The organism is Embleya sp. NPDC001921, from assembly GCF_053594475.1.
This window is the reverse complement of the sequence record NZ_JBSFEO010000010.1, coordinates 20,024-44,245: the sequence shown is the minus strand read 5'-3', so window position 1 is coordinate 44,245 and position 24,222 is coordinate 20,024. Positions and strand designations below refer to the sequence as shown.

Annotated in this window: 20 protein-coding genes and 3 pseudogenes; 14 read left to right on the top strand and 9 right to left on the bottom strand. The window is 68.6% G+C overall.

Going from position 1 to position 24,222, the window contains the following annotated elements:
- Positions 1-14: 14 nt before the first annotated feature.
- Positions 15-413 (bottom strand): hypothetical protein, encoded by a 399-nt coding sequence (locus ACWCPW_RS14335; RefSeq protein ID WP_449761821.1) that lies wholly within the window; start codon positions 411-413, stop codon positions 15-17.
- An 86-nt stretch (positions 414-499) separates the two neighbouring features.
- Here ACWCPW_RS14335 and ACWCPW_RS14330 point away from each other — a divergent pair, with 86 nt between their 5' ends.
- Positions 500-754 carry a hypothetical protein gene (locus ACWCPW_RS14330; protein ID WP_449761820.1) on the top strand — a complete coding sequence of 85 codons (255 nt, stop codon included), beginning with the start codon at positions 500-502 and terminating at the stop codon, positions 752-754.
- Positions 755-1,084: 330 nt separating this feature from the next.
- Positions 1,085-1,414: pseudogene (locus ACWCPW_RS14325) on the top strand (transposase); the annotation flags it as partial.
- An 8-nt stretch (positions 1,415-1,422) separates the two neighbouring features.
- Here ACWCPW_RS14325 and ACWCPW_RS14320 read toward each other — a convergent pair.
- From ACWCPW_RS14320 to ACWCPW_RS14310, 3 genes are all read right to left on the bottom strand, one after another.
- Entirely contained in the window at positions 1,423-1,683 is a 261-nt protein-coding gene (locus ACWCPW_RS14320) for a hypothetical protein (RefSeq protein WP_449761819.1), read from the bottom strand.
- Positions 1,680-2,030: a hypothetical protein gene (locus ACWCPW_RS14315; RefSeq protein ID WP_449761818.1), complete on the bottom strand. Its 351-nt coding sequence runs from the start codon at positions 2,028-2,030 to the stop codon at positions 1,680-1,682. Before ACWCPW_RS14315 ends, ACWCPW_RS14320 begins: the two co-directional genes overlap by 4 nt.
- 976 nt (positions 2,031-3,006) lie before the next feature.
- Positions 3,007-4,413 (bottom strand): FAD-dependent oxidoreductase, encoded by a 1,407-nt coding sequence (locus ACWCPW_RS14310; RefSeq protein WP_449761817.1) that lies wholly within the window; start codon positions 4,411-4,413, stop codon positions 3,007-3,009.
- Positions 4,414-4,749: 336 nt separating this feature from the next.
- On the opposite strand from ACWCPW_RS14310, the gene ACWCPW_RS14305 reads away from it, so the two are divergent.
- The 8 genes from ACWCPW_RS14305 (at position 4,750) to ACWCPW_RS14270 (ending at position 13,873) form a co-directional block, all read left to right on the top strand.
- Positions 4,750-5,859 carry a helix-turn-helix domain-containing protein gene (locus ACWCPW_RS14305; protein WP_449761816.1) on the top strand — a complete coding sequence of 370 codons (1,110 nt, stop codon included), beginning with the start codon at positions 4,750-4,752 and terminating at the stop codon, positions 5,857-5,859.
- Positions 5,860-6,037: 178 nt separating this feature from the next.
- Positions 6,038-8,554 (top strand): nitrate- and nitrite sensing domain-containing protein, encoded by a 2,517-nt coding sequence (locus ACWCPW_RS14300; protein ID WP_449761815.1) that lies wholly within the window; start codon positions 6,038-6,040, stop codon positions 8,552-8,554.
- Positions 8,551-8,976: a roadblock/LC7 domain-containing protein gene (locus tag ACWCPW_RS14295; protein WP_449761814.1), complete on the top strand. Its 426-nt coding sequence runs from the start codon at positions 8,551-8,553 to the stop codon at positions 8,974-8,976. The genes ACWCPW_RS14300 and ACWCPW_RS14295 overlap by 4 nt, the downstream gene beginning before the upstream one ends.
- Positions 8,977-8,987: 11 nt before the next feature.
- A complete protein-coding gene (locus ACWCPW_RS14290; RefSeq protein ID WP_449761813.1) occupies positions 8,988-9,362 on the top strand; it encodes a DUF742 domain-containing protein in 375 nt (124 codons plus the stop codon).
- A 28-nt stretch (positions 9,363-9,390) separates the two neighbouring features.
- Positions 9,391-9,945 carry a GTP-binding protein gene (locus ACWCPW_RS14285; RefSeq protein ID WP_449761812.1) on the top strand — a complete coding sequence of 185 codons (555 nt, stop codon included), beginning with the start codon at positions 9,391-9,393 and terminating at the stop codon, positions 9,943-9,945.
- A gap of 393 nt (positions 9,946-10,338) precedes the next feature.
- Positions 10,339-11,667 carry an aspartyl/asparaginyl beta-hydroxylase domain-containing protein gene (locus ACWCPW_RS14280; RefSeq protein ID WP_449761811.1) on the top strand — a complete coding sequence of 443 codons (1,329 nt, stop codon included), beginning with the start codon at positions 10,339-10,341 and terminating at the stop codon, positions 11,665-11,667.
- A gap of 365 nt (positions 11,668-12,032) precedes the next feature.
- Positions 12,033-13,187 carry a cytochrome P450 gene (locus ACWCPW_RS14275; RefSeq protein WP_449761810.1) on the top strand — a complete coding sequence of 385 codons (1,155 nt, stop codon included), beginning with the start codon at positions 12,033-12,035 and terminating at the stop codon, positions 13,185-13,187.
- A 116-nt stretch (positions 13,188-13,303) separates the two neighbouring features.
- Complete coding sequence (locus ACWCPW_RS14270) at positions 13,304-13,873, top strand: class I SAM-dependent methyltransferase (RefSeq protein WP_449761809.1); 570 nt, start codon at positions 13,304-13,306, stop codon at positions 13,871-13,873.
- Between the two features lie 67 nt (positions 13,874-13,940).
- Here ACWCPW_RS14270 and ACWCPW_RS14265 read toward each other — a convergent pair whose 3' ends face one another.
- Positions 13,941-15,239: an MFS transporter gene (locus tag ACWCPW_RS14265; RefSeq protein ID WP_449761808.1), complete on the bottom strand. Its 1,299-nt coding sequence runs from the start codon at positions 15,237-15,239 to the stop codon at positions 13,941-13,943.
- Positions 15,240-15,337: 98 nt separating this feature from the next.
- Here ACWCPW_RS14265 and ACWCPW_RS14260 point away from each other — a divergent pair, with 98 nt between their 5' ends.
- Both ACWCPW_RS14260 and ACWCPW_RS14255 read left to right on the top strand, forming a co-directional pair.
- On the top strand, positions 15,338-16,417 hold the full coding sequence (locus tag ACWCPW_RS14260) for a DUF5937 family protein (RefSeq protein ID WP_449761807.1): 1,080 nt from the start codon (positions 15,338-15,340) through the stop codon (positions 16,415-16,417).
- Between the two features lie 585 nt (positions 16,418-17,002).
- Positions 17,003-17,896: an FkbM family methyltransferase gene (locus ACWCPW_RS14255; RefSeq protein ID WP_449761806.1), complete on the top strand. Its 894-nt coding sequence runs from the start codon at positions 17,003-17,005 to the stop codon at positions 17,894-17,896.
- A 187-nt stretch (positions 17,897-18,083) separates the two neighbouring features.
- On the opposite strand, the pseudogene ACWCPW_RS14250 reads toward ACWCPW_RS14255, so the two are convergent.
- A pseudogene (locus ACWCPW_RS14250) lies at positions 18,084-18,464 on the bottom strand (IS701 family transposase); the annotation flags it as partial.
- Positions 18,465-19,227: 763 nt separating this feature from the next.
- Here ACWCPW_RS14250 and ACWCPW_RS14245 point away from each other — a divergent pair.
- Both ACWCPW_RS14245 and ACWCPW_RS14240 read left to right on the top strand, forming a co-directional pair.
- Entirely contained in the window at positions 19,228-20,700 is a 1,473-nt protein-coding gene (locus ACWCPW_RS14245) for a serine/threonine-protein kinase (protein WP_449761805.1), read from the top strand.
- A 396-nt stretch (positions 20,701-21,096) separates the two neighbouring features.
- Positions 21,097-21,330: pseudogene (locus ACWCPW_RS14240) on the top strand (IS701 family transposase); the annotation flags it as partial.
- Between the two features lie 75 nt (positions 21,331-21,405).
- On the opposite strand, the gene ACWCPW_RS14235 reads toward ACWCPW_RS14240, so the two are convergent.
- The 3 genes from ACWCPW_RS14235 to ACWCPW_RS14225 all read right to left on the bottom strand — a co-directional run bounded on the left by ACWCPW_RS14235 (position 21,406) and on the right by ACWCPW_RS14225 (position 23,720).
- Complete coding sequence (locus ACWCPW_RS14235) at positions 21,406-22,668, bottom strand: aspartyl protease family protein (protein ID WP_449761804.1); 1,263 nt, start codon at positions 22,666-22,668, stop codon at positions 21,406-21,408.
- 65 nt (positions 22,669-22,733) lie between these two features.
- Entirely contained in the window at positions 22,734-23,321 is a 588-nt protein-coding gene (locus ACWCPW_RS14230) for an ArsR/SmtB family transcription factor (protein ID WP_449761803.1), read from the bottom strand.
- Positions 23,322-23,516: 195 nt separating this feature from the next.
- On the bottom strand, positions 23,517-23,720 hold the full coding sequence (locus ACWCPW_RS14225; protein WP_449761802.1) for a hypothetical protein: 204 nt from the start codon (positions 23,718-23,720) through the stop codon (positions 23,517-23,519).
- Positions 23,721-24,222 lie beyond the last annotated feature (502 nt).

The window sequence follows — 24,222 nt, the reverse complement described above, 5'->3', positions numbered from 1 at the left end:
TCCATGGCGGTCCTCTACGTATCGTCCTGCCACCATCGGTCTGCCTCGACGCGGGACAGCTCGGCGTCGTACCGGGTCGCAGCGAAGTGAAGCTCCAGCGGCAGGTCTTCACGGCCGTACGGAACGACCCAGTCGCGCCAATGCACGACGTCCCCGATCTTCTGCACGACCACGGACAGGAAGCCGCAGCAGCCGCCGCTGCACTCGGGTTCCCCAAGCTCCACACGTCGTGCCTCACCGGTCGCCCGCAGCGGGCTGGGGCTCTGCGCAGGCAGTGCATCAGTCGCGAACAGCCCTTGACCCCCCTCACCGACGGCTCGTTCCACCACGTCCTCGCCGTTGACCCAGAACCGCAGCTCGGCGGGGAGCCCGGGGCCCTGCGACAGCACCCTGATCTGCAACCGATCGAACATCAGGCCACTCTACGGAGCGTATCGATGCCGGAGGCTTCCCATCGAGATGCCTTGGATCTTCTGGACCGTGACGCGCGCAGGAAGTCGTGGGCGAGAACCCCTCGGCCGGCACCAGTGGGCGCTGCGTGGCAGCCGATCAGGTCGGCGCCGTGCTCCCGCGCGAAGGACAGGATGGCGACCGCGCGGTCCTCGTCGAAGCAGTCCCGCGCGTGTACCTGGAAGGCGTGCATTCCGTCGACGGACAATACGGTGCTTGCGTCGAGGCCCAATGCGTTCGACCGGTGCCACGCCTCGGGCAGATCGCCAAGCCGGTCAGGTTCGGCATCGCCGAGAACGTCTGAGGTTCACCGTCGCACCCCCGTGGTTCAGGATCCGCTCAATGACTCAATTTACGCAGGTGCCCTGGCCCAAAAGCATGCTTCGCACGTCCACTCCCGCGTGATCGTCGGCCGGCAGGCCACCGAGCACCTGCGCACCGAACTGCCGGTGGAAGGTCAGGATGTTGACCGACCCTATGGAGCGCCCTAGTGATGCCCTTCGCAGCCGGCATGCATGGCGGCTGGGCGTGTGGGATGCGAACCGGATGTGTCCGGGAGCGACCGGCCGTGTTTCGACCGTCCGTGCGGACGCGCGAGTGGGCCTTTGTCGACCGTCGAGGCCCTCGGCGCCCCGGCGACAGGAGCCGCTCCGCCGGCGGCGACCGCCTGTCCAGCTTCGCCGGTGCCGCCCCGGTGCCCCGCGACTCCGGCAACATCAGCGGCAACCTGCACCGCCCCCGGCGCCACCACCGCGGCCTCCAGCGCGTCTTCTACACCTCCGCGCTCATCAGCATCCGCAACTGCGAGGAGTCACGCCGCTTCTACGAACGCAAGCCCGCAGAAGGCAAGCGGCACACCCAGGCTGTCCTCGCCCTGGCCCGACGACGCGTCAACGTCCTGTGGGCCCATATTCGTGACGGAAAGTCCTTTCAGCGTGGACTTCCCGTCATTGCTGCCGCTTGACAACGATATTAGGAGGTGGGGAGGTACGTCGTCTGCAGGACGTAGACGCCTTCGCTGCGTACCACGATCAGGTACACGAACATGCCGTCGTCGATGTAGGCCGTTGCCGCGCGGGGATTGGGCCCCTCGTACAGGGTCCCGTCGAGGTACAGCGCCTCGGCCGCGCGGACGATCTCCGCGGCCGCGGTCTCGACCAGGGCGACGAACGCCTCCGGGGCTCCGCCCACCACGCTCGCCTGGTCGGGCTCGTACTCCCAGCCCCAGCTCACACGCCCACCGCGGCATAGGCGGCCCGCAACAACTCGGTGGCGACCCGCACACCGCGGGCACGCACCCGGGGGTCGTCACTGACGGTGTCGACCTGCTCGGCGTGGTGGTAACGGAACGCCAGATCCGGGTGACGCTCGATCTCCGCGATCGCCGCCCAATGCCGCAACCAGCCCCGCAACGGGTCGAGCCGGTTGATCTCCAACGCCTTCGCGGTCGCCTCGCGCTGGGACCGGTCCATCTCGGGAAGCCAGTGCGGCGCCAACAACGCGATCGCCTGGCGCACACCCTCGATCGTGCGCTCCGGCCGCGCCATTACCGGAGTCGAATACTCGGGCTCGGCAGTCACCCCACACCCCTCACGACGATCCGACCGACCCCACTCTAGTCGCCGACGTCCCGCCGGCAGGGCACCGAACGGACCGGCCGCAGGATCGGTCATCGCGTTCACCCACCGATGGAACGTCGCCCGCGACGGCAGGAGCACCGCACCCGGTCCGTGCGCCCCCCAAGACCTCCCCGGTCGACCACCGAAACACCTCCGCCGTCCATCACCCTCGTGCCGAGCACGATGGTCGACCCACGGCCTACACCCTCCTCAGGACGACCCGCACCGGCCCACCACTGTCGACCGCGGCACCCTGCGCCGTTTTGACGTGTGCGCGCCGGGTCCGGGTGCCCCTCGCGGTCGGCGGGCGCGGTCCCCAAGTGCCTTTGCCGCGTAGGCGCCATCCATGGCGAGTCCGCTCTCGAAGTCTCTGTCGTTGCTACTCCGGACCATGGCCGGTCGTTGGAGCAGCTCGACGCGCTGCGGGGTGATCGATCCGGCTGTACGGGCTCGGTGCCGGTCTTCGACCCGTTGCCCGATCGGGTACGACGTCCCGGTGTCGGTGTCGTGATCGATGCTCTCCGGCGGCACCCGCACGTCCCATGATCCGCGTGCATCAGCGAACGCCACATTGCTTCCGCGCGATTGGCGTAGAACACGCGGAAATGAAAATGAGTCTCGCGGAGGGCCCCGATTCGAGAAGGCGGCCACCGGAAGCCCGGGACTGCCTCATGTGGGACTCCACCGCGAGGTGTTCCCGATCGATCTCCGTCACGACGCCGCCCTGGCGAACTCGATCTCGCGTCCGCGATCCGCCATACCGTCGAAACCTCTCGGCGAGGTGGCTGCTGACGATCGCGGCCTCGGCGTCGGGCGAGAACTCAACCCGACGCCAGGACGCGGCACCGACCCGGCCTGAGCAACTGCCGAACCTGGCGCGGGTCACCGCAGCAGACGCGCGTTGCGACCCGCCGGCGCGTTCACCGACGACTGGTTGTCACGGGGCGGGCGCGGTCTTCGGGGTCTGTTTGCGCACCTCCCGGGCGGCGCGCAGGACTACCCCCGGGCGCATGAGTGACTTCGCCGGGGCGAGCATGTGCATCACCTTCAGGAAGCGTAGGTGTGTCACCGGATCGGTCACCGAGGCTCGGACGACGAGGTCGCCGATACCGGAGACGACCTTGAAGCCCCGCGGTCGGGGAGCGGTGACGTGTGCCAGCCTCAGATCGTTGAGCGTCGACGTCCGCCAAGCGTCGTCGACGGTGTCCCGGACCTGCTTGAGGTACGACCATGCCGGTCCCAGCGGAGACTTTCCGGATTCGAGCCAGGTAGCCAGGCACGAGGCGTGCATCGCCGCCGAGGACATGCCCTGGCCGTAGACCGGGTTGAACGAGGCCAGGGTGTCGCCGATCGGGACGAGTCCGGCCGGGAAGCGGTCGAGAAGATGAAAGTCGCGCCGCCGACTGTCCGGATGCCGATAGATGGCCGGCTCGCCGATCGGCTCGCCGTCCTCGGCCAGCCGACGAAAGGGTGCCGCCGGGTCCTCCTTGCAGCGCGACACGAACTCCTCCACGCCCCGAGTCGGCCGGTCGTCCGTGTAGCCGGCCATCAGGACGATCCACCTGTCGCTCTCGACCCGGCCCAGCGTGGCCATCCGCATTCGGCCGTTCGGCAGGTTGACCATGGACTGTGCCACGGTCGGGGTCGGTGCTCCTTCGGGGCGACGGAACAGTGCGGTGGCGTAGCCGAGGTCCACGTGCATGCGCCGCATACCCGGCTCCGGCCAGCCACCCTCCTTCAGCCAGGCCGCGATTCGGCTGCCGCGACCGGTCGCGTCCACCACCAGGTCGGCGGCCAGGACATCCGCGTCGGTCCCGCCCGCGCCGGCGTCGACGTACCGTACCCCGCTCACCCGGTCGCCGGTGAAGGCCAGCCCGCGCACCGCGCCTTGGGCCAGGCGCACATTGTCGAGTGCCGACACCCGGCGACGGATGTGTGCCTCCAGGTAGGGGCGCGTGGCACTGATCATCTCCATACCGCCGACCCGTATCTTGAGCCTGCCGTCGAGGTAGGAATGTACGTCGCCACCCGAGTCCGCGAGGGTGGCCCCGCCGGCGACGAGCTCGGCGGAGATGCCGGGAAACCACTGTTCCAGCCGCCTGCGGCCGGCGTCCAGGAGAGCGTGCATCTGCGCCCCCTGCGGGACTCCCGGTCGAGGCTCGTGATTGCCCGCGAAGTCGCCCGGGAGCGCGACGTCGTCGCGTTCGAGGATCACTACCTCGTCGGCATGATCACTGAGCACCCGAGCAGCCAGAAGTCCCGCGATGCTGCCTCCGAGGACCAGGGCCGTGCGCATGTCCGCCTCCTGTTCGTGCTCCCCGCCGACCCGTCGTCGGGACTTCATTCGCCCATCGCAACGTCGACCCCCCGGAACGACCGCCCCAAAACGCGGAGTTCGTCACGACCGCCCGGGGGATGGGGACGGCGGAGAACATCCTGCGGTCACGACAACCCCCGGAACCGACCATTCGCGCACCCGGTCTGTACATTTTCGGCTTGTCGTTGCACCGAGCCGTGTACAGCGCGGTTACCGTCCCGTGTGCCGCGGGGCCGGATCGCATCCCTCCTCCGGACGGACGTTCGTCCGGCGAAAGAGGTCGTGTCGGCGTGCGGAGCCGACCCCCGGACCGGCCGATCGGCGAGGTGTTCCGCAAGAGGTCGGACAAGAAAGGACGATGCCATGAGCCTGCCCCCCAGGCCCGCGCGGTCGTTTCACGAAGGAAGGGAGATCGCTGCCCCGAGCACACTCCGCCGAACTGCGCCCGGTGTCCTCGCCACGCCGAACCCGTCCTGCGGAGTCGGTGGTCTGTCGCCGGATGTCGACGCCTGGCGGCGGATGTTGCGTGACTGCCTCGTCGAACTCGACGCCATTCCGATCGGCCGCCCGGGAGACCATGGCCACTACACGGGCTGGGCTCTCCAACTCGACTTGGGTTTCCTGACTTTGACCAACGTCGGTTCGGACCCGGTCCGAGTCGTTCGTGCCCCCAGGATGCTCGCGGGCGACCAGGACGACTTCTACATGCTGTCGATCGCGCGGGAGATGAGCTCGTCGCTGAAGGGGAACGTCTGGTCACCCCTGCGACGCGGCGACGCGGTCCTGCTCGACAGCACGGCTCCCTTTCAGCTCAGTGCCGAAGGCTTTGCCCATCACATCGTGTTGATGCTGCCTCGGGCGGAGGTGCTGCGGGTGGTATCGGTCGACGCGGAGCGCCTCGGACGCCGCATCGCCGCCGAGAATCCGATGCTGCGTGTCCTGCTGGCCGCGGTCGAGGAGATCTGCGCGGGCGCCGGGCGGCTGGATCCGGACTCGTTGCCCGAACTCGGCCACACCGTGAGCGAGTTGTTGTTCTCCGTGCTGCGCTACGACGAGGCCGGCGAGCGATCCGGGGTGAATCGGCTGCTCGGACACCACGCCCAACTCCTGCGTATGCGGGACTTCGTGAAGCGTCGTCTCGCCGAGCCGGAACTGTCCGCGAAGGCCGTCGCGGCGGCGTTCGGGGTCTCCGTGCGCTACGTCGAGATCGTCTTCCGTGAAAGCGGAACGTCGCCCGCCAGGTTCATTCGGGAGGCTCGGCTGGAGGAAGCGCGTCGGATCCTGGCGAACCCGCGCCTACGACACCGTCCGATCGTGGCCATCGCCCGATCCGTTGGGATCGAGAACGCGACCGTCTTCGCCCGAGCCTTCCGCCACTTCCACGGCGTCACGCCCAGCGACTACCGGCGATCCCAGGACGTGGGGCACCGCGGTCGACACCGCCTGGAAGGCGAGTGCACTCCACCGAGGTGACCCACCGTGCTCGCGTTCGATACGTGTGTGTGATCCGACGACCGTCGTGCGGGGATTGACGGTGTCGCGTGCGCAAATCGTGGAGGCCGACGATCCGACAGCCGGCACCTTGGGCGCCTACGCCGGGCAGGTGTGCGACACGCGTGCTCGGATTCCACCATGCAGGGGAAGATTCGACTTGCTGTCCGATTCACCACAGGATGCCGAAGCCGCTGCCCGATTCGCGGCCCCACCCCCCGAACCGGTCCCGCCGGGCAGCGGGGCCCGGTCGACAGTCCGCAGAGGCAGACGCGGAGGGGGCTCGCGGCGGGCGGGCGGCTCACGGACCGGCCGCCGGCCGCAGCTCGGCCTTCAGGGCAACTGGTCGATTCGGACCCGGATCCTCGTCCTGGTACTGGTCCCGAGCCTGGCCCTGGCGGCGCTGTGGGGCACCTATACGTTCAGCCGGTTCAACGAGGCCCTGGACCTGCGCCAGACCGTCCATGACGTGGAAAGAGTCGGGATCAAGAGCGAGACCGCGATGGTGGCGCTTCAGGAGGAGCGCCGGCTGTCGATGGTGTACCTCGCCCAGCCACGGTCCGATCGCGCGCCGCTCGACCGGCAGCGCGAGAACACCAACCGGGCGCTCGAGACGATGCGGCGGGCCGCGGGACCGGTGGTCGCGAAGAATCCACCCGATCTGAAGCGGATCTTCGCGCAGATCGTCGAGGGTCTCGGGGCATTGCCGGGATTTCGGCAACAGATCGACGCCCGCCAGGTGGACCACGGCGCCGCCTACCAGTTCTACACCGCCGCCCTGAGCACCGGCATGACGTACTTCGAGGCCGAGGCGCGCCTGACCGCGGACGCCAAGTCGATCAACGAGGCCGCGACCGCTGTGGCGTTGTTCCGTGCTCTGGAGGGCTTCGCCCGACAGAACGCGCTGCTGTCCGCGGGGCTGTCCTCCCCTTCGGGCCTGACCGCGGACGGGCAAAGGCAGTTCAATCGACTCGTCGGCGCCCAGCGCGAGCAGTGGGCCGTGGTCGCGCCCTCACTGCGGGACGCGCAGGCCGAGCGCTACCGGACGATCATCGCCGGCCCGGAATGGTCCGCACTGGTGACCGCGGAGCAGTCGGCCATGGACTCCGGCCGGATTCCGACCCCCGTCGGGACCTGGCAGGACACGATGCTCAAGGTTGCCGCAAGCCTGCAACAACTCACCTTGGCCCAGGTGGACTTCGCCATCGGGTTCGCCGAGGACCGGGTCGACACCCTGATCACCTCGGTGATCGTGACCAGCGTGCTCACCCTGGCGGCCATCGCGTTGGCCGTGCTGATCTCCGTTTTGATCTCCCGCGCACTCATCCGCCGGCTTCGGAACCTTCGCAGCGCGACGCTGCACCTGGCCGATCGACAACTGCCCGATGTCATGGCCCGGTTGCAGCGGGGCGAGGAGGTCGATCTCGCCGACACGGTCCCCGACGTCGACCACGGCTCGGACGAGGTCGGGCAGGTCGCCAGCGCGTTCGCCACGGCGCAGCGCATCGCGGTGCGGGCGGCGATCGAGCAGACCGAGACGCGTGAGGGCATCAGCCGGGTGTTCCTGAACCTCGCGCACCGCAGTCAGGGACTGGTGCACCGGCAACTCGCCCTGCTGGACGCGATGGAACGCGACAGCGAGGATCCCGATCTGCTGGCCGAACTGTTCCGGGTGGATCACCTGGCCACGCGAATGCGGCGCAACTCCGAGAACCTGTCCATCCTGGGCGGCTCGATGCCCGCCCGGCGCTGGCGTCGCCCTGTGGGGTTGACCGAGATCCTGCGCGGGGCCGCCTCGCAGACCGAGGAGTACGCCAGGGTCCAACTGACGGTCATTCCCGATGTCACGCTCGCCGGCCCGGTGGCGGGCGATGTGATGCACCTGCTGTCCGAACTGGTGGAGAACGCGACGACGTTCGCCCCACCGCACACGCGCGTGCAGGTCAATGCCGAAGTGGTGTCCAAGGGGTTGGCGATCGAAATCGAGGACCGCGGCCTCGGCATGTCCCAAGAGGCCCGAGAGGAGGCCAACCGACTGCTGGCCGCGGCACCCGCGTTCAACGTCATGGGCTTCACGCGCGACTCCCGGATCGGGCTGTTCGTCGTCGCGAGGTTGGCGGCCCGTCACCACCTCACGGTGACCCTGCGTTCCTCCCCCTACGGGGGAACTTCGGCGATCGTCCTGTTGCCGACGCACCTTCTCGAGAAGACCGGGAAGAACATTCCGAACCCCGACGAGGTCGAGGCGACGGCCGATGCGGCGCCATGGCGGACGGACACCTCGTCGGCGCCGGCGATCGACCCACCCGCGACCGATACGCCCGCCACCGACCCGCGTCCGCGCCCGGTCGAACACGCGTCGGCCTCTACGACGCCGCTCCGAACCGCGGCCGGGCAGCGGCCGGAGTCGCCGACGAGCGGGCTGCCTCGCCGGGTACGCCAGGCCAACCTTCGACCGCAGTTGCTCCATCCGACGGAGTCGGAGCCGCCGCGTCCCGCAGCGGAGCCCGCGGAGCGTTCGGCCGACGAGGCACGCCGCATGATGACGATGTACCAGCGCCGGTCGGACCAGGGCCGCGCGGACGCGGACCGGGGACCCGACGGCGGACCAGACAGCGGACCAGACGACGTGGCCGGGAACTCGACGGCCGGAGAAGGACAGTGGGACCCGCGATGACAGAGACGCCGAAACAGGGCACGGAACTCGACTGGATGTTGGACGACCTGGTCCGCCGGATCCCGAGGACCAGGCATGTGATCGTGCTGTCGTCCGACGGACTGCTGATCGCCCGTTCGCGCGAACTCGGCCGAGACGACGCCGAACACATGTCGGCCGTCGCGTCGGGTGTCCAGAGCCTGGCCCGGGGCGCGGGCCGACACTTCGCCGCGGGAGCCGTCCGGCAGACGATCGTCGAGTTGGAGAAGGCATTCCTGTTCGTGACCGGGGCGGGGCAGGGAGCCTGCCTCGCTCTCCTCGGGGAGGCGGACATCGATGTAGGCCTCGTCGCCTACGAGATGAACCTGATCGTCAAGCGCGTCGGTGAGTTCCTGGCCTCCGCGCCCCGCCGGGCGGCAGTGGTTTCGCCGCCGTTCCGCTGAGGTGAGGGCACATGTCCGAACCGGAAGACGTGTGGTGGGACGGCGACGCCGGCCCCATCGTACGCTCGTTCGCCAGAACCGGCGGCCGGACCCGTCCGAATCGGGACGAGTTCAACCTGATCACCCTGATCATCGCCGCGAACCCCGACACGACCCGCCCCGGCCTGGAGCCGGAGCACATTGTGGTCCTGCGCATGTGCACGGGCACACCCCTGTCCGTTGCCGAGGTCGCCGCTCGCTTGGACCTGCCCGTGATGGTGGCCAAGGTCCTGCTCGGCGACCTACTCGACATGGGAGCCATCCACACGCGCGCACCGATCGCGCTGGCGGAGGCTCCCGACATCCACGTCCTTCAGGCGGTGCTCGATGGAATTCGCAGGCTCTGACCCGTACCTCGATTCCGGCGATCTCCCGATGGCGGTCAAGATCCTGATCGCCGGCGGATTCGGCGCCGGGAAGACCACGATGGTCGGCGCCGTCAGCGAGATCTCCCCGCTCCGCACCGAGGAGGTGATCACGCAGGAGAGTCAGGGCGTGGACGACCTCAGCGGGGTGGAGGGAAAGACCACGACGACCGTTGCCATGGACTTCGGTCGGATCACGCTCGGCCGGCAGTTGGTGCTGTACCTCTTCGGGACACCCGGGCAGGACCGCTTCTGGTTCATGTGGGACGAGTTGGCGCTCGGTGCTCTCGGTGCGATCGTGCTCGCCGATACTCGAAGGCTCGAAGACTGTTTTCCCGCCGTCGACTACTTCGAGAACCGCGGCACACCGTTCATCGTCGCGGTCAACCGCTTCGGCGGTACCTGCGACTTCGACACCGCCCAGGTGAGCGAGGCGCTCGACTTGGACCCGCATGTACCGGTGGTGATGTGTGACGCGCGCACCCGCGAGTCCGGCAAGCTCGCCATCGTCACTCTCGTGGAACACATCATGGCAAGCAGGGTGCAGGCTTCGGTCGGGCGCTGATTCCGGGGCACGGCGACCCCTATATTTCGGAGTATTCCGAACTGTTCCCCACCGAACAACGGGAATCTCACAAGTCAGGTGCGGGCCGTGCCAACCCCCGGCTCATCCGGGATCGCCATCTTGCCGAGAGCCGGGCGGCGACTCCGCGGCATGCCGATCCCCGCGACGAGACCCGGATCCGGAGTGCCGACCGGTCCGCCGACCATCGGACCCGCCGGCCCGACGTTCCGCGGAGCGCCCGGCGGTTCGGCTCGCCCTCGCCGGCCTCGCCATGGTCTCGATGGAACCCGGTACCGGGGTCTCCGGCTCGACGAGCAGCGCCTCGAGATGGCCGATCACGGCCCGGGGACGCTCGGTGACGCGCGAACCGCCGTGGATGTGAGTGTCACTCGGGTGGGCGAACACGATCATGCGAGCGTCCTTGAGATGGAGGATGCGAAAGTTCCTGCCAGGCGCGGTACGACGTGCTTACCGGCATCCTCGTCTGACGCGATCCTCGGTCCTAGGAGAAACACGACAACCATCGTCGTCCGCGAAGTCACTTTGGTGCAGGGCCTGTTCGTGCCCGACAAGTTGCTGCCGGCCGGAGGTTGGGCGACATCGGTCAGGGTCTGCGCCGGGCTGCCCAACTATCAGGACGCCAGTCGAAGTTCAAGGGTACGAACCCACTTGCGTATGGAGTGTTCGCCGGTGAATGCTTACCGGGTCCGGCTGCAACCGGGAGGGAAACACGTGAGAGCGTCACTCGACTCGATCGCAGACTTACCCGAAGCCGCGAAACTGCGGTTGAGCTTCGATCCCGACAAGCTACAGCGCGACGTAGACCATCTCAGTGCACATACCTGGGGCGCCCAGCGATCCGTGTTGGCCGGGGGCGAGTTGACCTCCTCCACGGAGATCGACTGGCGTTGCCTCGCACTGCGCAGTCCCGGCGGGGACCCCGATCGAACCGATCCAGGTGGTCCCGGCATCGAAGGCTTCTCGGACACCCCATGGCTCGGGCACGCACCGTACCTGGCCGAGATCCTCACATCGTTGCCCGCCGAACTGCGCGGCGTTCGCCTGATGTCGCTGGCGCCCGGCGTCCGGGTACCGGAACACCGCGACACCCCGACCGGGCTCCCGTACGGATTCATACGCCTGCACGTGCCGGTCCGCACGAACCCGGGTGCGGTCCTGTCGATCGACAAGGTGGAACACCGCTGGCAGCCGGGCACGTTGTGGTACGGGGACTTCAGCCGCCCGCACAGCGTCGTCAACACCGGGGACCAGGTGCGAATCCACCTCGTCATCGACTGCTCGATCAGTCCCGAACTGCTCTCCCTCTTCCCGGAACGGTTCCACAGCCGTGTCCCGATGAGCGAGGTGGCGTACCACCGTCCCGAGATTCCTCTGCAAGCGTTCGAACTCGCTGATTTCCGCTGTGCGGTGCCGGTTCCTCCGTGCGTGTTGCGACTCGACGATCAGGCCGGCGAATCCACGGAACCGGACCTGCCCGCGCAAGTCGTCGAGCACGAGGGGACTCTCCTACTCGAGGTCGCCGGCGGCCCCAGCATCGCCCTGGTCCACGTAGGGGGCGGAGACTTCCGCTTCCAGGGGTGGATCGAGGAGCGCGGGCTTCACCTGGACCTCTTCGGCGACTCCCCCCGTGCCGTCTTCTACACACGCCGCGGACGCCGACGTCAACACATCACGCGCACCGCCGTGCTTGCGCTGCCCTGACGCGACTGTCGCCCAGTTCGTCTCCCGGGTGCGCCCGCATGATCCGCCGGCGCGCCCCTCCGATCGCGTGGGAGACCCGTGCCCTTCCTCGCCGGGTGACCCACGCCCGCCCTCCCACCGTCGCTCCCGGGCGGCCTCACAACAAGGAGGTTCACCATGCGCTACCTGCACTGATCGGCTCGTCGGACATACGGGAACCATGAGACAAGGGGAGGCATCATGCGCTACCTCCACTGATCTCCCAGCAGGCAGCGGGTGCTTCATCACAATTCCGGGGCACCCGCTGCCCGCGCACCCTCATACGAAGGTTCACCGCGACCCGCTCCCAGGCAAGCTGCCCGTCATGCACGCCAGAAAGGCGAGTGATGGAACTTTTTCGGCCACTGGACGACGCCACCATCCGTGATCCGCATCCCATGTACCATCACCTGCGCTCCGTTGAGCCGATCCACTGGTACAAGCCGCTCAACGCCTGGGTCGTCAGCGGATACGAGGACTGTCTGCTCGCACTGCGCCATACCGAGATATTCTCCTCCGATCTGCGAGCTGCCGGTATCGACGTCCCGGACAACCTGCTCAGCATCCAGACCCTGGACCCGCCCGAACACGGCAGCGTTCACCGCGTCCTCGTGGACGCCTACCGTCGCCAGGACTTCTCTGCGATCCGAGCCAGGCTGGAGGACCGGGCCGATCAGCTACTGCGCGCGCTGTCGGACCAGAGCGGATTCGAACTGGTCACGGACTTCACCGCGCCGCTGGCTTTCGCGGCCGTGGCCGACCTCTTCGGCGTTCCGGACCCCGACGAGAAGAACATAGTCGCCTGGTCGGAGGCCATCGTCGCGGCCATGGACTCGGGTCTCACCCCGGAGGCCGCTGCTCCGGGCACTCTGGCCCGTGACAGCCTCAGCACCGTGATCCGCGGCTGGCTCGATCAGAAGCCGCGGAATGGACTGCTGGGCAATCTCCTGCGTGCGGAATCCGCCTCGGCGATCTCCCGAGACATGGTCCTGAACACGCTGCGTGCCACGCTTCACGCCGGATACGCCCCCACGAGCAGGTTTGTCGCAGCCTCCGTGCTCTCCCTGCTGCGGACTCCGGACAAGTGGCGGGAACTCCTCACCGCCGGGGTGAGCGATGCAGCGATCAAGGAACTGCTGCGCCATTCCGGCCCTGTGCAGGCAGTTGCCCGTGTATGTGCCTCCGACTACGAACTCGGCGGCCGGCTGCTCCGTCGTGGGAGCGACGTCATCGTGTTGATCGCCGCGGCAAATCGGGATCCGCGACAGTTCCCGAACCCCGATGTGCTGGACTTCGAGCGAACACCGAACCACAACCTGGGATTCGGGTGGGGTGCGCATGCGTGTACCGGTGCGTCGCTGGCCCGGCTCACCTGTGCCGTGGCGCTGACCGCACTGCTTCGGCACGCTCCCGACCTGCGACTGGCCGGCGAACCCGTCCATTGGCGACACGCCACCTTACGCGGGCTCCAGGAACTCCCGGTGAGCGGAATGCCCGCATGAGTCCCCTGGGACGAGGCACCGCATCCGACGGCGGCCCCATTGCTCCGGACGGAAGCCCCGTCGGCCTCTACATGTCCTTCCCGGCGGGCCGCGAACCGGAGATCATCCACGGGGCGGTGCCTCCCGCCGCGCCCATTCTCGAACTCGGATGCGGTGCGGGCAGGATCACCCACGAGCTGACCGCGCTCGGCCATCACGTGGTCGCGGTTGATCAGAGCGCCGAAATGCTGCGTCACGTTCGCACCGGAAAGCGAGTCCACGCGGATATCGAGGTGCTGGCCCTGCCCGAGCGCTTTCCCGCCGTGGTGCTCGCCGGCTATCTGGTGAACACGATCATCCCCGGCCAGCGGGATGCCTTCCTCGAGACGTGCCACCGTCACGTGACGGACGACGGACTTGTCCTCGTCCAGCGCACCTCGCCCGCCTGGGCCGGCGGCCTGAAAGCGGGGCACACCGTGCGGTCCGACCGGATGGTCGTGACCATCACCGAGGCCCGTCTCGAATCCGGTGTGCTGTACGCGGCGCAGGAATGCCGCCACGGAGACACCACATGGACTCATGCGTGGACGGACGTCGTCTACTCCGATCGAGAGTTCGAGGAAGCGGTCGGGACGGCCGGCTTCGCCCTCACCCGATGGCTCGACCAAGACCGGGAATGGGCCGCGCTCAAGCCGCTGCCCCGCTGACAGCGCCGACGCCGGAACGGTGGAGGAGTTCCGCCCGACACGCCTTCCCAGCGAGCCCCGCCTCCGCCTACGCGGCCCGATCCTCCGCAGGCGGCCGGGATACCGGCCCGTCCTTGCCAGGACGCATCGACGCCCCGCACCCCGCCAGGGTCAGCAGGCCGAGGGAGCCCACGATCACGATGACGATGTGGGGCGGCAGGAGTTCCGCCACCGCGCCGGCCGCGGCGAACCCCAGCCCCTGGGTGACCATCAGACCCGCCAGCGTGATGGTCAGCGCCCGTCCTCGCAGTTCCTCGGGGGTCACGTCGAGGACCCGCTGATCCAGCCCCATGGCGTAGGTGAAGCCGAGGCCGCACACCGTCAGCAGAGCCACCGATGTCCACAGGCCGGGGCGGAACGCGAACCCGAGCAGCGGGAGGAACATCAGCACGGCGGTCGGCAGCACCATCCGGACCCGGGTCCGCGCGGTGAGCAGGATGCCGGCCAGCAACTCGCCGACCACCGAGCCCGCCGGTGCGGCGCACAACAGCAGCCCCACGGCAGCCGGGCCGCCGCCGAGTTCGTCCGCGTACGGAGAGGCCAGAGCCTCGGGGGCGACGGCGAAGGCCGGCGGCAGCCAGGTCAGCAACAGCAGCGGACGGAGGCCGGGGACAGTCGGCAGCTGCCGTACGCCCGACAGGGACGCACGGGCCACCGAAGCTTGAGTACCGCCTGCCTGCCGGCGGGCCGGCCGATGGCGGGTCCCGAACCGGAGGAGCAGGACCGCCAGGCCGAATCCCGCCGCCGCCGCGAACAGGGCCTGCGAGGAGGTCATCACGAGGAGCAGCAGCCCACCGACCGCGAACCCGATGATCTGGGTGCTCTGGGAGACGAGACGCAGCAGGGACCGGCCGAGCGCGTACCCCGAGTCCGAAAGCAGGTCCGGCAGGCTCGCCGCACGGGCCCCTTGGAACACCGGGGCGACGGTGCCGAGCACCAGTAGCAGAGCGAGCAGGACGGGAATGGGGATACCGGGTAAGGCCATGATCCCGACCGTTACGCAACCGACCGCCTGGCAGGCCACCATGACGTCACGAGCGGGATGCCGGTCGGCCACGGCAGACAGCAACGTTGCTCCGAAGACATAGGGAGCGAAGCCCAGCGCGAATGTCAGCGAGGACAGCAGCGGCGACTGCGTCCGCTGGTACACCATGATCGAGAGCGTGATCTGTGCGACGACATTGCCCAGAGTCGCGATGATCTGTGCGAGGAAGATCATGCGGAACTCGCGTACGGCCAGGACCGTACGGTACGTCGCAGGCGCGGTGGAAGCGGAAGGGGCGGCGGAGTCGCTTTGCCGAGGGACGCTTGAGCTGTGTCGAGACATGGAACGCAGCATCCAGACCATCCCGACCGCGGTTCAAGGTATTTGGAAATATCCGAATCCATGGGCCTGTTGCCGGCCGTGAGAGACAAGGTGCGGTCATGGCGCTGCAGTTGCTCGTGGAGACAGCGGACCTGCTGAAATGCCGCTTCGCACTCTCCCCGCTCTGGGAGACCGTGGCCGCCGTACGGACTCTCGCCGATCCCAATCGCCAGGCCTACCACCTGCCCTGGCTGAGGAATCTCCGCCCCGAACTCGACGAGAGGCAACTCTCCCCGCTCCTGGCCCTCCTCCCGCGCACCGGGTACACACCGGACTTCCTGACCCCGCCCCCGACCGGCCCGCTCTCCAGGATCGAGGACGAACTGGCCCGGGTCGCAGACACCCCGCCCACCCATGTGAGGGAGGAACTCCACCGATGCCTCCACGGGTCCGAAAGGAGGACGCCTCCACTCCCCGAGGTCGCCGACCGTCTCCTGGCCGACCCCGCCCGCACCCTCGCTCGGCTCGTCACCCTGATCCGTGCCTGCTGGAACTGGCTCATCGCCCCGCAATGGCCCCGGCTTCGGGATTTGCTCGATGCCGACATCGCCGTCAGGTCCCGTCACTCGGCCGAGAGCGGACTCCATCGCATGCTCACCGAGTTGCACCCCACCATCACCTGGCACGAACTCGGCGCACTCCACATCGCGGCTCCCCACCAGTCCCGGCACCCCCTCAACGGGCAAGGGCTCCTGCTACTACCGAGCGCCTTCGTATGGCCGGCGCTCACCGTGGTGGTCGAAGCACCGTGGCAACCCACCCTGATCTACCCCGCGCGTGGAGTGGGGGACCTCTGGCATTCCTCACCCCACCCCGCGGCCTCGCCGAGTCTCCAGCGTCTCATCGGACGTACCCGCGCCAGGGTGCTGACCAGTCTGTACAAGCCCGTTTCGACCGGCACCCTGGCCCGAAACCTCGGCTTGAGCCCCGGCACCGTCTCCGGGCACCTCACCGCGCTCCGTGACGCGGATCTGGTTACTCGCTACCGGGTGGGCCGCACGGTCTACTACGCGCCCACCGCCTTGGGCACGGCACTGGCCGGAACCCGACCACGAGACCGCCGTCTTCGGAAGACAACGGATGACGGACCCAAGGCAACTCCGCGCTCACCGGAATCCGACCGCCGACGAAGCTGCTGATCCCGAACGCGAACAAAGCCGCCGCCCGCACCTACCTGCGGGCGCTGAGCCTGCCGGCCACCACCCTGGAGTCCGGATCCAGGCTCCTGCTGCCCCGCACCGCTGCCGTGGGGGCACGACCGCAGCGGCCGGGTGGCTCGCCCCCGACGGCCCCGTGCCGCCGCAGCCCTGGTGGCCGACCGAGCCCACCACGCGTCGGCGGACCGAGAGCCCTTCTTCTTCCGCACGCCTTGGTTTCCGTAGTCACACCGAACTCGATACTCGTCAGGAGTTGTCAACCAGCGCTGTCGCCATGGAATGCGAACAGTCGCCCCCGTGCGTTCCGTCGCGGCCGACAGAGGGCACGAACACAGGGGAACGTCGCAGATCCTGCCCTCGACAGTGCAGAGGCAGAGCTACCGACCACCACAGGCGACTGCATGGACGAACATGCCACCACAGACGCCTTCTCGCCGAGGCGACGTGTTTTTACGAGCGCCCCTGGCGCGGGAAGGTGACCATGAGCTGTCCGCGCCTCGTCCTGCCGAGGCATCCATGGCTCCGCCAGGCGCCGGCAGTTGGTGCGACCCATACGACCGAGGTGAGATGAGTACGCTGCGACGCGCCGTCCTCCGGTACGCCCCCGACGTCGTCGCGAAGCGGGCTCTGGCCCGGCAAGTCAACCGCGTGCTGCGGGATCGCCCGAAAAGTGTCGTCACCACAACGCGTTTCGGTGCCCGGGTGCACGCGGACACCCAGGATCTCATCCAGCGGTACGTGCACATGTTCGGAACCTGGGAACCGCATATGACCTCCTGGTTGAGAGGGCGACTGCGACCCGGCGACGTGTTCGTCGACATCGGAGCCAATATCGGCTACTTCACTCTCCTCGCCGCCCCGCTCGTCGGCCCGCGGGGCGGGGTCGTGGCAGTGGAAGCCTCTCCCGACACGTACCGCCTGTGCCGGCGCCACGTGGCCGAGAACCGCATCGAGAACGTCCGAACGGTGAACTGCGCCGTATCCGACCACAGCCACGACGTCGTGCTCACGCTCGCCAGCTCGACGAACGTGGGGGCGAACAGCATCGTGCCGTACGACGGACCCGTCGAAGCCGCGCACAGCGTGCGGGCTTTGGCGCTTCCCGACATCCTCGGCACCGACGAGGTCGCCCGCGCCCGCGTCATCAAGATCGACGTCGAGGGCGCCGAGGGGGCCGGGGTCCGGGGCATGGCCCCGCTGCTCCCGAGACTGCGACAGGACGTCGAGATCGCGGTCGAGGTCACCCCCGACCGCATGCTGATACTGGGTGACACGATCACGGAACTGCTGGAGACCATGACGCGGGAAGGGTTCGTCACGTACGTCATGCCGAACAGCTACCGCGCCGACGACTACCCCGGGGCATTGCGCCGCCCCACGCTCCCGGTTCGCCATCATGGGACCGTCGCCACACACTGCGACCTGGTGTTCTCGCGAGTCGTGGCGGATCGTCTGGCCTGACCAGTTCCACCGTTGCTTCTGATCACCCGGCTGATTCCGGGGAGTGGGAGGGTCTCAGCCCCAGTGCCACGGTCAGCCGTCCACCTCTGTGCCGAGATCGCCGCCCAGGCCGGGTGGCCTGTGCGCGGTGGGACCTGGGGCTTGGCCCCTGGTAGAGGTCGGGTCGTTCCGGGGCGCCGTGCCGGGCGAGGTCGGCCGCCGGGTGCCGGCTCTCGTCCTCGCGTGGCCCTCCCGGGCGGGACAGGTTGGTGGCGAGGTACCAGGTGGCCTTGGCCTGCAGCGTCTCCGGGTCGGCTGTGGCCACCAACAGTCGGGTCGTCCCGTCCGGTCCCCACCGCCCCAGGGTCGCGTCGGTGGCTCACCCCGTCTCGGTGTGGCCGTCGCGGAAGGTTCAGGGCACCGCGTGCCGGTCGCCGGGACTCCGCGGGCCGCGCCAGGCCAGGACGCGGGCGGCGTCGGCCGGGGCATTGGCCTGGTCGCCCCCGGCCCGAATCCCGTGGCGCGGCTGCAACGCCATCACGAACGGCATTTAGGAGTAGGCGAGTTCGCTGCGGAAGCCGTCCTGGTCGCTCCGGTGCGTGAAGTCGAGCCGCTGCCCGGGATCGCGCATGTCGCGGCGCCTCCCGGCGAACCAGCGGTGGATCTGCCCGCGCGGCGAGGCCTGCAACAACTCCGGGACCACCACATGCGACGGCGACAGACCCCGCTCGACGGCGCGCGCCGTCGCCCGCTCGTCGATCTCACGTAACTGCGGTCCCAGCACGGCCGCTGTCTCGGCCTCGGGCCAGGTGGTCATCCACGCGGGCTCCCAACCCGTGACCTCGCCCGCCTCCGGTTGCTGCAACGACTTGCGCACCACGACGTCGTTTCCCGCAGTCGACACCACCGTGTTGTCGTTGTATCCGCCTCGTAGCGTTTGCGGAAGCGTGGGGAACACCCCGTCGGCGACCCGTGTCAGGACGGCCGCGGTCTCGTCGCCTGACAGACCCGACCGCCTCGCGTATGCGCGCGTCCGCTCGATCGGATCCTCGATCGAGACCGGATCTCCGACACCTTTCGCGACCGAGAACAACAACTCGACCTGTTCCGGCGTCGGTTCGGACACGGATGCCCTTGACGGTCGGCAGCGGGACGACTGCTCCGTGTGCGACCTCGGAGTATGCCGTATCAGGCCGGGACCACCCGGCTGGATCCGAAAGCGGGCCACTCGATGTGTGCCGCTGCCCGGCCTTCGAGCCGAGGATCGCCGGGATGCGGTGGTTGGCATGGTGTTCGGGCCGGCACGATGCCGGGAGGACGGACGTGCTGGGTCGGGTGCCGACGAAGGGTGCATGGTGAACACGCTGAAACTGGACGGCAGGGAATGGCGCCCGGGGCCCGCGCTCGGGTCCGGTGGATTCGGCAAGGTCTTCGAGGTCACGTCGGCGATGGGCGACCGGGCGGTCGCGAAGCTGTTCCCGAAGGACCCCGGCGCCGATCGCGAACTGCTGTTCTCCGGCGAGAACGTGCGCAACGTCATCCCGATTCTCGACCGCGGTGAGCACGACGGCAATTGGGTGATCGTCATGCCCCGGGCGGAGAAGTCGCTGCGCGACCACCTGGACATCGTCGGCGGACCGGTGCCCGAGGACGAGGCCGCAGTGATCCTGCGCGACATCGCCGTGGCCCTGACCGACCTGCACGGCGACGTCGTGCACCGCGACCTGAAACCCGAGAACGTGCTGCTCTGGCAAGGCCGCTGGTGCGTGGCGGACTTCGGACTGGCTCGCTACGCCGAGGCCGCCACCGGAACGAACACCCGGAAGGGCTACGGCACCGTGCCGTACATGGCGCCCGAGATCTGGAAGTCGGAGCGGGCGACGATCGCCGCGGACGTGTACGCGCTGGGTGTTATCGGGTATGAACTCCTGACCGGGCAAAAGCCCTTCCAGGGCCCCCACCACCACGATTACCGACGTCAGCACCTGCAGGAGAGCCCGCTGCGACTCACCTCGGTCTCTCCCCTGCTTGCCGCCGCGGTCGAAGAATGCCTCTACAAGCCTCCTCAGGCACGCCCCACACCCGCCGTGGTTCTGGACAGACTCACGCGAGTGGCGCCGGCTTCCGGAGGGCTCGCTGCCCTCGCGGAGGCGAACCGCAACGAGGTGGCACGCCGGGCCGAGGCGCAGCGCGTCACGGCCGCCGGCGAGACCGAGGCGGAGCGCCGCAAGGAACTGTTCACCGCGGCAGCGGCCATCCATGCCCGGATCTTCGAGCAGTTCCTGGCCGACCTCACGAACGTGGCTCCCACCGCCGCAGTCAGGAGTGAGGGAGGCCGGATCCTCGAACTCGGCAGTGCGCGGCTGCACGTGTCCCCGGTGTATGAGGTGGCCGGCGGGGCGTGGGGATGGGGCGCGTCAATGCCGATCGACGTCGTGGCGTACGCATCCGTGCAGGTGCAGATGCTCGCCCCCAACCATCGCGGCCACCAAGGTCGCGGCCACGCGCTGTGGTACTGCGATGCCAAGACCGCCGGGGAATACCGTTGGTTCGAGACGGCATTCATGCCGGCGCCGTTGCTGGCCACGCGCGAGCCGGTTGTCCTGCCCTACCCTCTCGGGCCCGGGCCGGATGCCGCGCGCGCCGTTGGACCGGCGACGGACGTCGTTCAGGTGGCCTGGCCGTTCACACCTCTGGATATCGCCAACCCGTACGAATTCATCGAGCGGTGGGCGCGCTGGCTGTCCGCCGCAGCAGATGGGCGGCTCGATCGGGCGAGTCGAATGCCGGAAGGCTCGGTCGAGGGGTCCTGGCGCCGCTCTTGACCCGGACCGCTGCCACCCGGGCCCGACATGGGCGCATCCCCGGTTGCGCCGGGCCGATGAAGCGCCGGCAGCGCGAGCGGTCCGCGAGGCGGGTCAGCGGCGCTGCACCGTGCGGCGAGAAGCGCGCCGATCCGGTGACGCACGCGTGCTTCGTCGGGAGGGACGCCCCAGCACTCTGCTCCACGGCCTCACCGCGCGGTTCGGCCCGGCGACGCCTTCTGGCTGGTGCTGCCGCCGATCGTCGCCACGCTCGCGGTCCCGGCGTGGCGGCGGGCGTACCTGTTCGCGGTGGTCGTGGGCGGATCGTTCGCCGGCGTGCTCGCGTTGCTGGTCGAGGCGCACCTTCGGTTCGGCGGGATCCTCGAACGGGTGCACTGCGCGGGCGAGATCCAGGGGGTCACCCTCGCGATGCAGGCTCATGCCTTCCTTGCCGTCCTTGCCGTCCTCCGCACCGACGAACACGCACACCGACCGGCACCGAACGACCTGATCCTGCTCACCTGCAACGGGATCAAGCGCCTGTTCATCTCCTTCGCTGTTCGACCCGATCACGGCCCCGCCCACCAACTCCGTTGGTCCTGTTGGCGACGCCGCCACCAGGCGCGATCACGAGCCAGTCCTTGCCGGTGACAAGCCGCATGCGGACATGAAGATCGCGTTCCACGGCTGGAGTACGAGAAGGGGGCGGATATCTTCACGGTGCGGTCATTCCGGCGGCGATCCGGCTGTGGTTCCGGGAAATCGCGGTCGGGGCTGGTCTTCTGCGAACAGGTACTCCCTGCGTTCGAAGTCGATCGTCCAGGTGAAATGGCGGAGGTACCCCCATGAGATCAGCGCATCCACGCGGATCCCGCCCCAGTCGCCGAAGTCACGCCAGACGCGATCCGTTACGGGGTAGGCGGTCATTCCCTCCCTCGATGCCGTGCCGATGGCAAGCGTGCCGGGGAGTTCGGCGAACCGGCCGGTCCGCGGCCTGGCGACTCCCCACCGGGCGAGAGTGCGCCGTGGTACGAGCATCGCCACCTGTCCCTGATCGGGGTTCAGCGCCACCAGGCCCGAGTCGACGAACAGGTTGACATCACCGATCTCATCGACGCGACCACGGGCGATCATCAGATGATCGCTCCACAGGCCGAACGGTGCCACGTGCTGTGGCGCACCGAGACGGGCGAGATGCCGGGCACGGGCGATGCTGTCGCCGCGGCGGGACAGGACGAGACGCCGATTCGGCGCGTCGATCGTCGTCAGGAAGCGCTCCAGGATGTTGGTGCCGATGATCGGCCCGAGCGGGACGTCGAAGGCCGCGGCCGGCGGAAGTCCCTTCTCGTGCACGGCCACGGGCACATTGCGCAGACGGATCGTCCCGATCTCCAGATCGGCCAGTCCGTAGCCGACCCGGTGCCGGCCGAGCGCCGCGAACTCCCGTGCCGAGGCGATCGTGTCGATCCTGTGAGCGGCCGCAAGCTCCCGCGAAAGGTGCACGAACGACCCGCCGGTGTCGAGGCGGAGCACGGTCGGTCGGTCATTGAGGTGCCCGGCGAAACCGGGCATGAACGGCGTGAGCGGGTCGTCGGTGAAGGGGACGTCGACGACGCCGTCGATATCGATTCCGAGGGGCCGTTCAACGGCCAGGCGCAAACGTGCTCCGATCGCGCCGCGTCGTGCAAGACCCCGTTGTTCCGCCAACGTCGCGGCGCCCGCGATGTCTCCTCGGTGGATGTGCGCACACAGGATCGGTTCATTCAGTTCATCGAGACGTTCGTAGCGAGGGGCGATCATCCGATGTGTGTCGATGGCGTCGTCGTAGTTGCCGAGCACGGAGTCGGCGAGAACGAGCACGTGCCGTGCTTCGTCCACGGCATGCCCCGCAGCGAGCAGGTTCGCCGCGAGTTCGCGGGCGACCGGTAAATTCCCGGCCCGCCAGGCGTCCCAGGCCGGCTGCGCGACGCGGGTGGGCCGGGAACGCATGCCGACTCGGCGTGTCACCGCCCGTCCGGCCCGCGCCAGTGCGTCGGTTCCTCGTGGCACGCGTGTCACCCCTTCTCGTCTTCCGCGGGTGGCAGCCGAATCTCCTGCCGCCCGTCGGTTGTGACGTCCTCCCCGGGGTAGACGGCGAGGACGAGTTGATAGGGCCGGCCGTCCTCCTGGTCGGCCGCCGAGAAGCGTTCACCGAGCCGGACCAGTTCGTCGGCGAACGCGCTCGCGTCGCCGGGAGTGATACGAACGCCGAGTGCCAGGGCCACGATGGGGTCACTCGACTTGTCGGGCAGTCGCGCCAGCGCGGCCGACAACTCACTGCGGGCGAAGGTCAGCGCGATCTTGTGTGGTGCGGTCAGGTCGGTCGGTGCGGGCGCGACCGTGAAACGCTCGGCCGACGCCGCGTAGTACTTCTCCAGGTTCCGACCTGTGTCCCGCTTCTCGACGAGGATCACCAAGCCGGCACTTTCCAGTATCCGGATGTGTCGGGTGAGGTTGGCGGGGTGAACGTCGAGCCTTCTGGCGACCTGCGTAGCCGTGGCGGCACCGTCGCGCAGGACGTCGAGGATCGCCATGCGCGTCCGGTGCAAGTACGCCGCGATCTCGGCCTCGGTGGTGAGAACTCGTCTCGTCTCACTAGACATGTAGATAACGTTAGCACTATTGCTAGCGATGTTGCCTTCCCGTCGCGGCTCACCGCTGGGACTTGGGAGAGTGGCGCGTGGGTTTTCCTGCAGGCGCCAGTCAAGGTGCGGCTTCAGCTCGGCGCGGGCAGCGGGCCGGTAGCTGCTTGCGCTTCATCGCCGTGTCCTCGGCGAGCAGGTCCGGGCCGGCGTTGATCAACCAGGTGGCCTGGCCTGCGGCGAGGGTAGGGAGATGTCGTTTTCTCCAGATTTTTCGTCACGGAATTGACCGTTTGATCCGATGATGTCGGGTTGCGCCAAGAGATGGTGGCCTCGCGGTAAGAGGTTGTTCCACAGCACCGCGAGATCGATCTGGCCGGGCCCCGGCCCGGTCTCGGCGGCCAAGGCCTCGGCGCTCATGCCCTGTGGATGCGCGAGCATCGCGCGGGCGATGCCGCCCGTCCACAGCTCGGCGTCGACGAACGGCCTCTCCCGGCATCGCGCTCTCCACGGACGCGACCCCGGTGCCGTTGGCGCTGGACTTCCTCGTCGAGCCCGTCCGCTGCCGGCGCGTGCCCGACGTGCTCGCTATCTCCTCGCCACCGGTGCCGAACCGGTGCCGATCCGAACGCCGCCACACCGGAGGCCGCGGAGCGCGGCGAGTCCCAGGGCTGGAACGCGGTGGACGTCGCGTACCACGTGATGTCGTGGCGCGGCATCCCCGAGGTGGCGGTGTGCGTCCGGATGCTCCGCGATGCGCGCGGCGAACTCGTCGAGTGGGCGGCGGGTCGAGAGCGCCAGGCTGACGTGCGGCGCGCCTGCGCGGGCGGGATGCGGGGCGCTCGCCGAACGAAGCGGAACGCGCCCGCACCCGAATGCAAACCACTACATGGTTACGCCAAGCCCCTCGCGAGGCGCATCG

Bases quoted from the DNA above. Each gene is read 5' to 3' on its own strand.
- ACWCPW_RS14335 (WP_449761821.1), bottom strand. From the start codon at position 413: ATGTTCGATCGGTTGCAGATCAGGGTGCTGTCGCAGGGCCCCGGGCTC.
- ACWCPW_RS14310 (WP_449761817.1), bottom strand. From the start codon at position 4,413: ATGAAGTCCCGACGACGGGTCGGCGGGGAGCACGAACAGGAGGCGGAC.
- ACWCPW_RS14305 (WP_449761816.1), top strand. From the start codon at position 4,750: ATGAGCCTGCCCCCCAGGCCCGCGCGGTCGTTTCACGAAGGAAGGGAG.
- ACWCPW_RS14295 (WP_449761814.1), top strand. From the start codon at position 8,551: ATGACAGAGACGCCGAAACAGGGCACGGAACTCGACTGGATGTTGGAC.
- ACWCPW_RS14290 (WP_449761813.1), top strand. From the start codon at position 8,988: ATGTCCGAACCGGAAGACGTGTGGTGGGACGGCGACGCCGGCCCCATC.
- ACWCPW_RS14285 (WP_449761812.1), top strand. From the start codon at position 9,391: ATGGCGGTCAAGATCCTGATCGCCGGCGGATTCGGCGCCGGGAAGACC.
- ACWCPW_RS14275 (WP_449761810.1), top strand. From the start codon at position 12,033: ATGGAACTTTTTCGGCCACTGGACGACGCCACCATCCGTGATCCGCAT.
- ACWCPW_RS14265 (WP_449761808.1), bottom strand. From the start codon at position 15,239: ATGTCTCGACACAGCTCAAGCGTCCCTCGGCAAAGCGACTCCGCCGCC.
- ACWCPW_RS14260 (WP_449761807.1), top strand. From the start codon at position 15,338: ATGGCGCTGCAGTTGCTCGTGGAGACAGCGGACCTGCTGAAATGCCGC.
- ACWCPW_RS14255 (WP_449761806.1), top strand. From the start codon at position 17,003: ATGAGTACGCTGCGACGCGCCGTCCTCCGGTACGCCCCCGACGTCGTC.
- ACWCPW_RS14245 (WP_449761805.1), top strand. From the start codon at position 19,228: ATGGTGAACACGCTGAAACTGGACGGCAGGGAATGGCGCCCGGGGCCC.
- ACWCPW_RS14235 (WP_449761804.1), bottom strand. From the start codon at position 22,668: ATGCGTTCCCGGCCCACCCGCGTCGCGCAGCCGGCCTGGGACGCCTGG.
- ACWCPW_RS14230 (WP_449761803.1), bottom strand. From the start codon at position 23,321: ATGTCTAGTGAGACGAGACGAGTTCTCACCACCGAGGCCGAGATCGCG.
- ACWCPW_RS14225 (WP_449761802.1), bottom strand. From the start codon at position 23,720: ATGAGCGCCGAGGCCTTGGCCGCCGAGACCGGGCCGGGGCCCGGCCAG.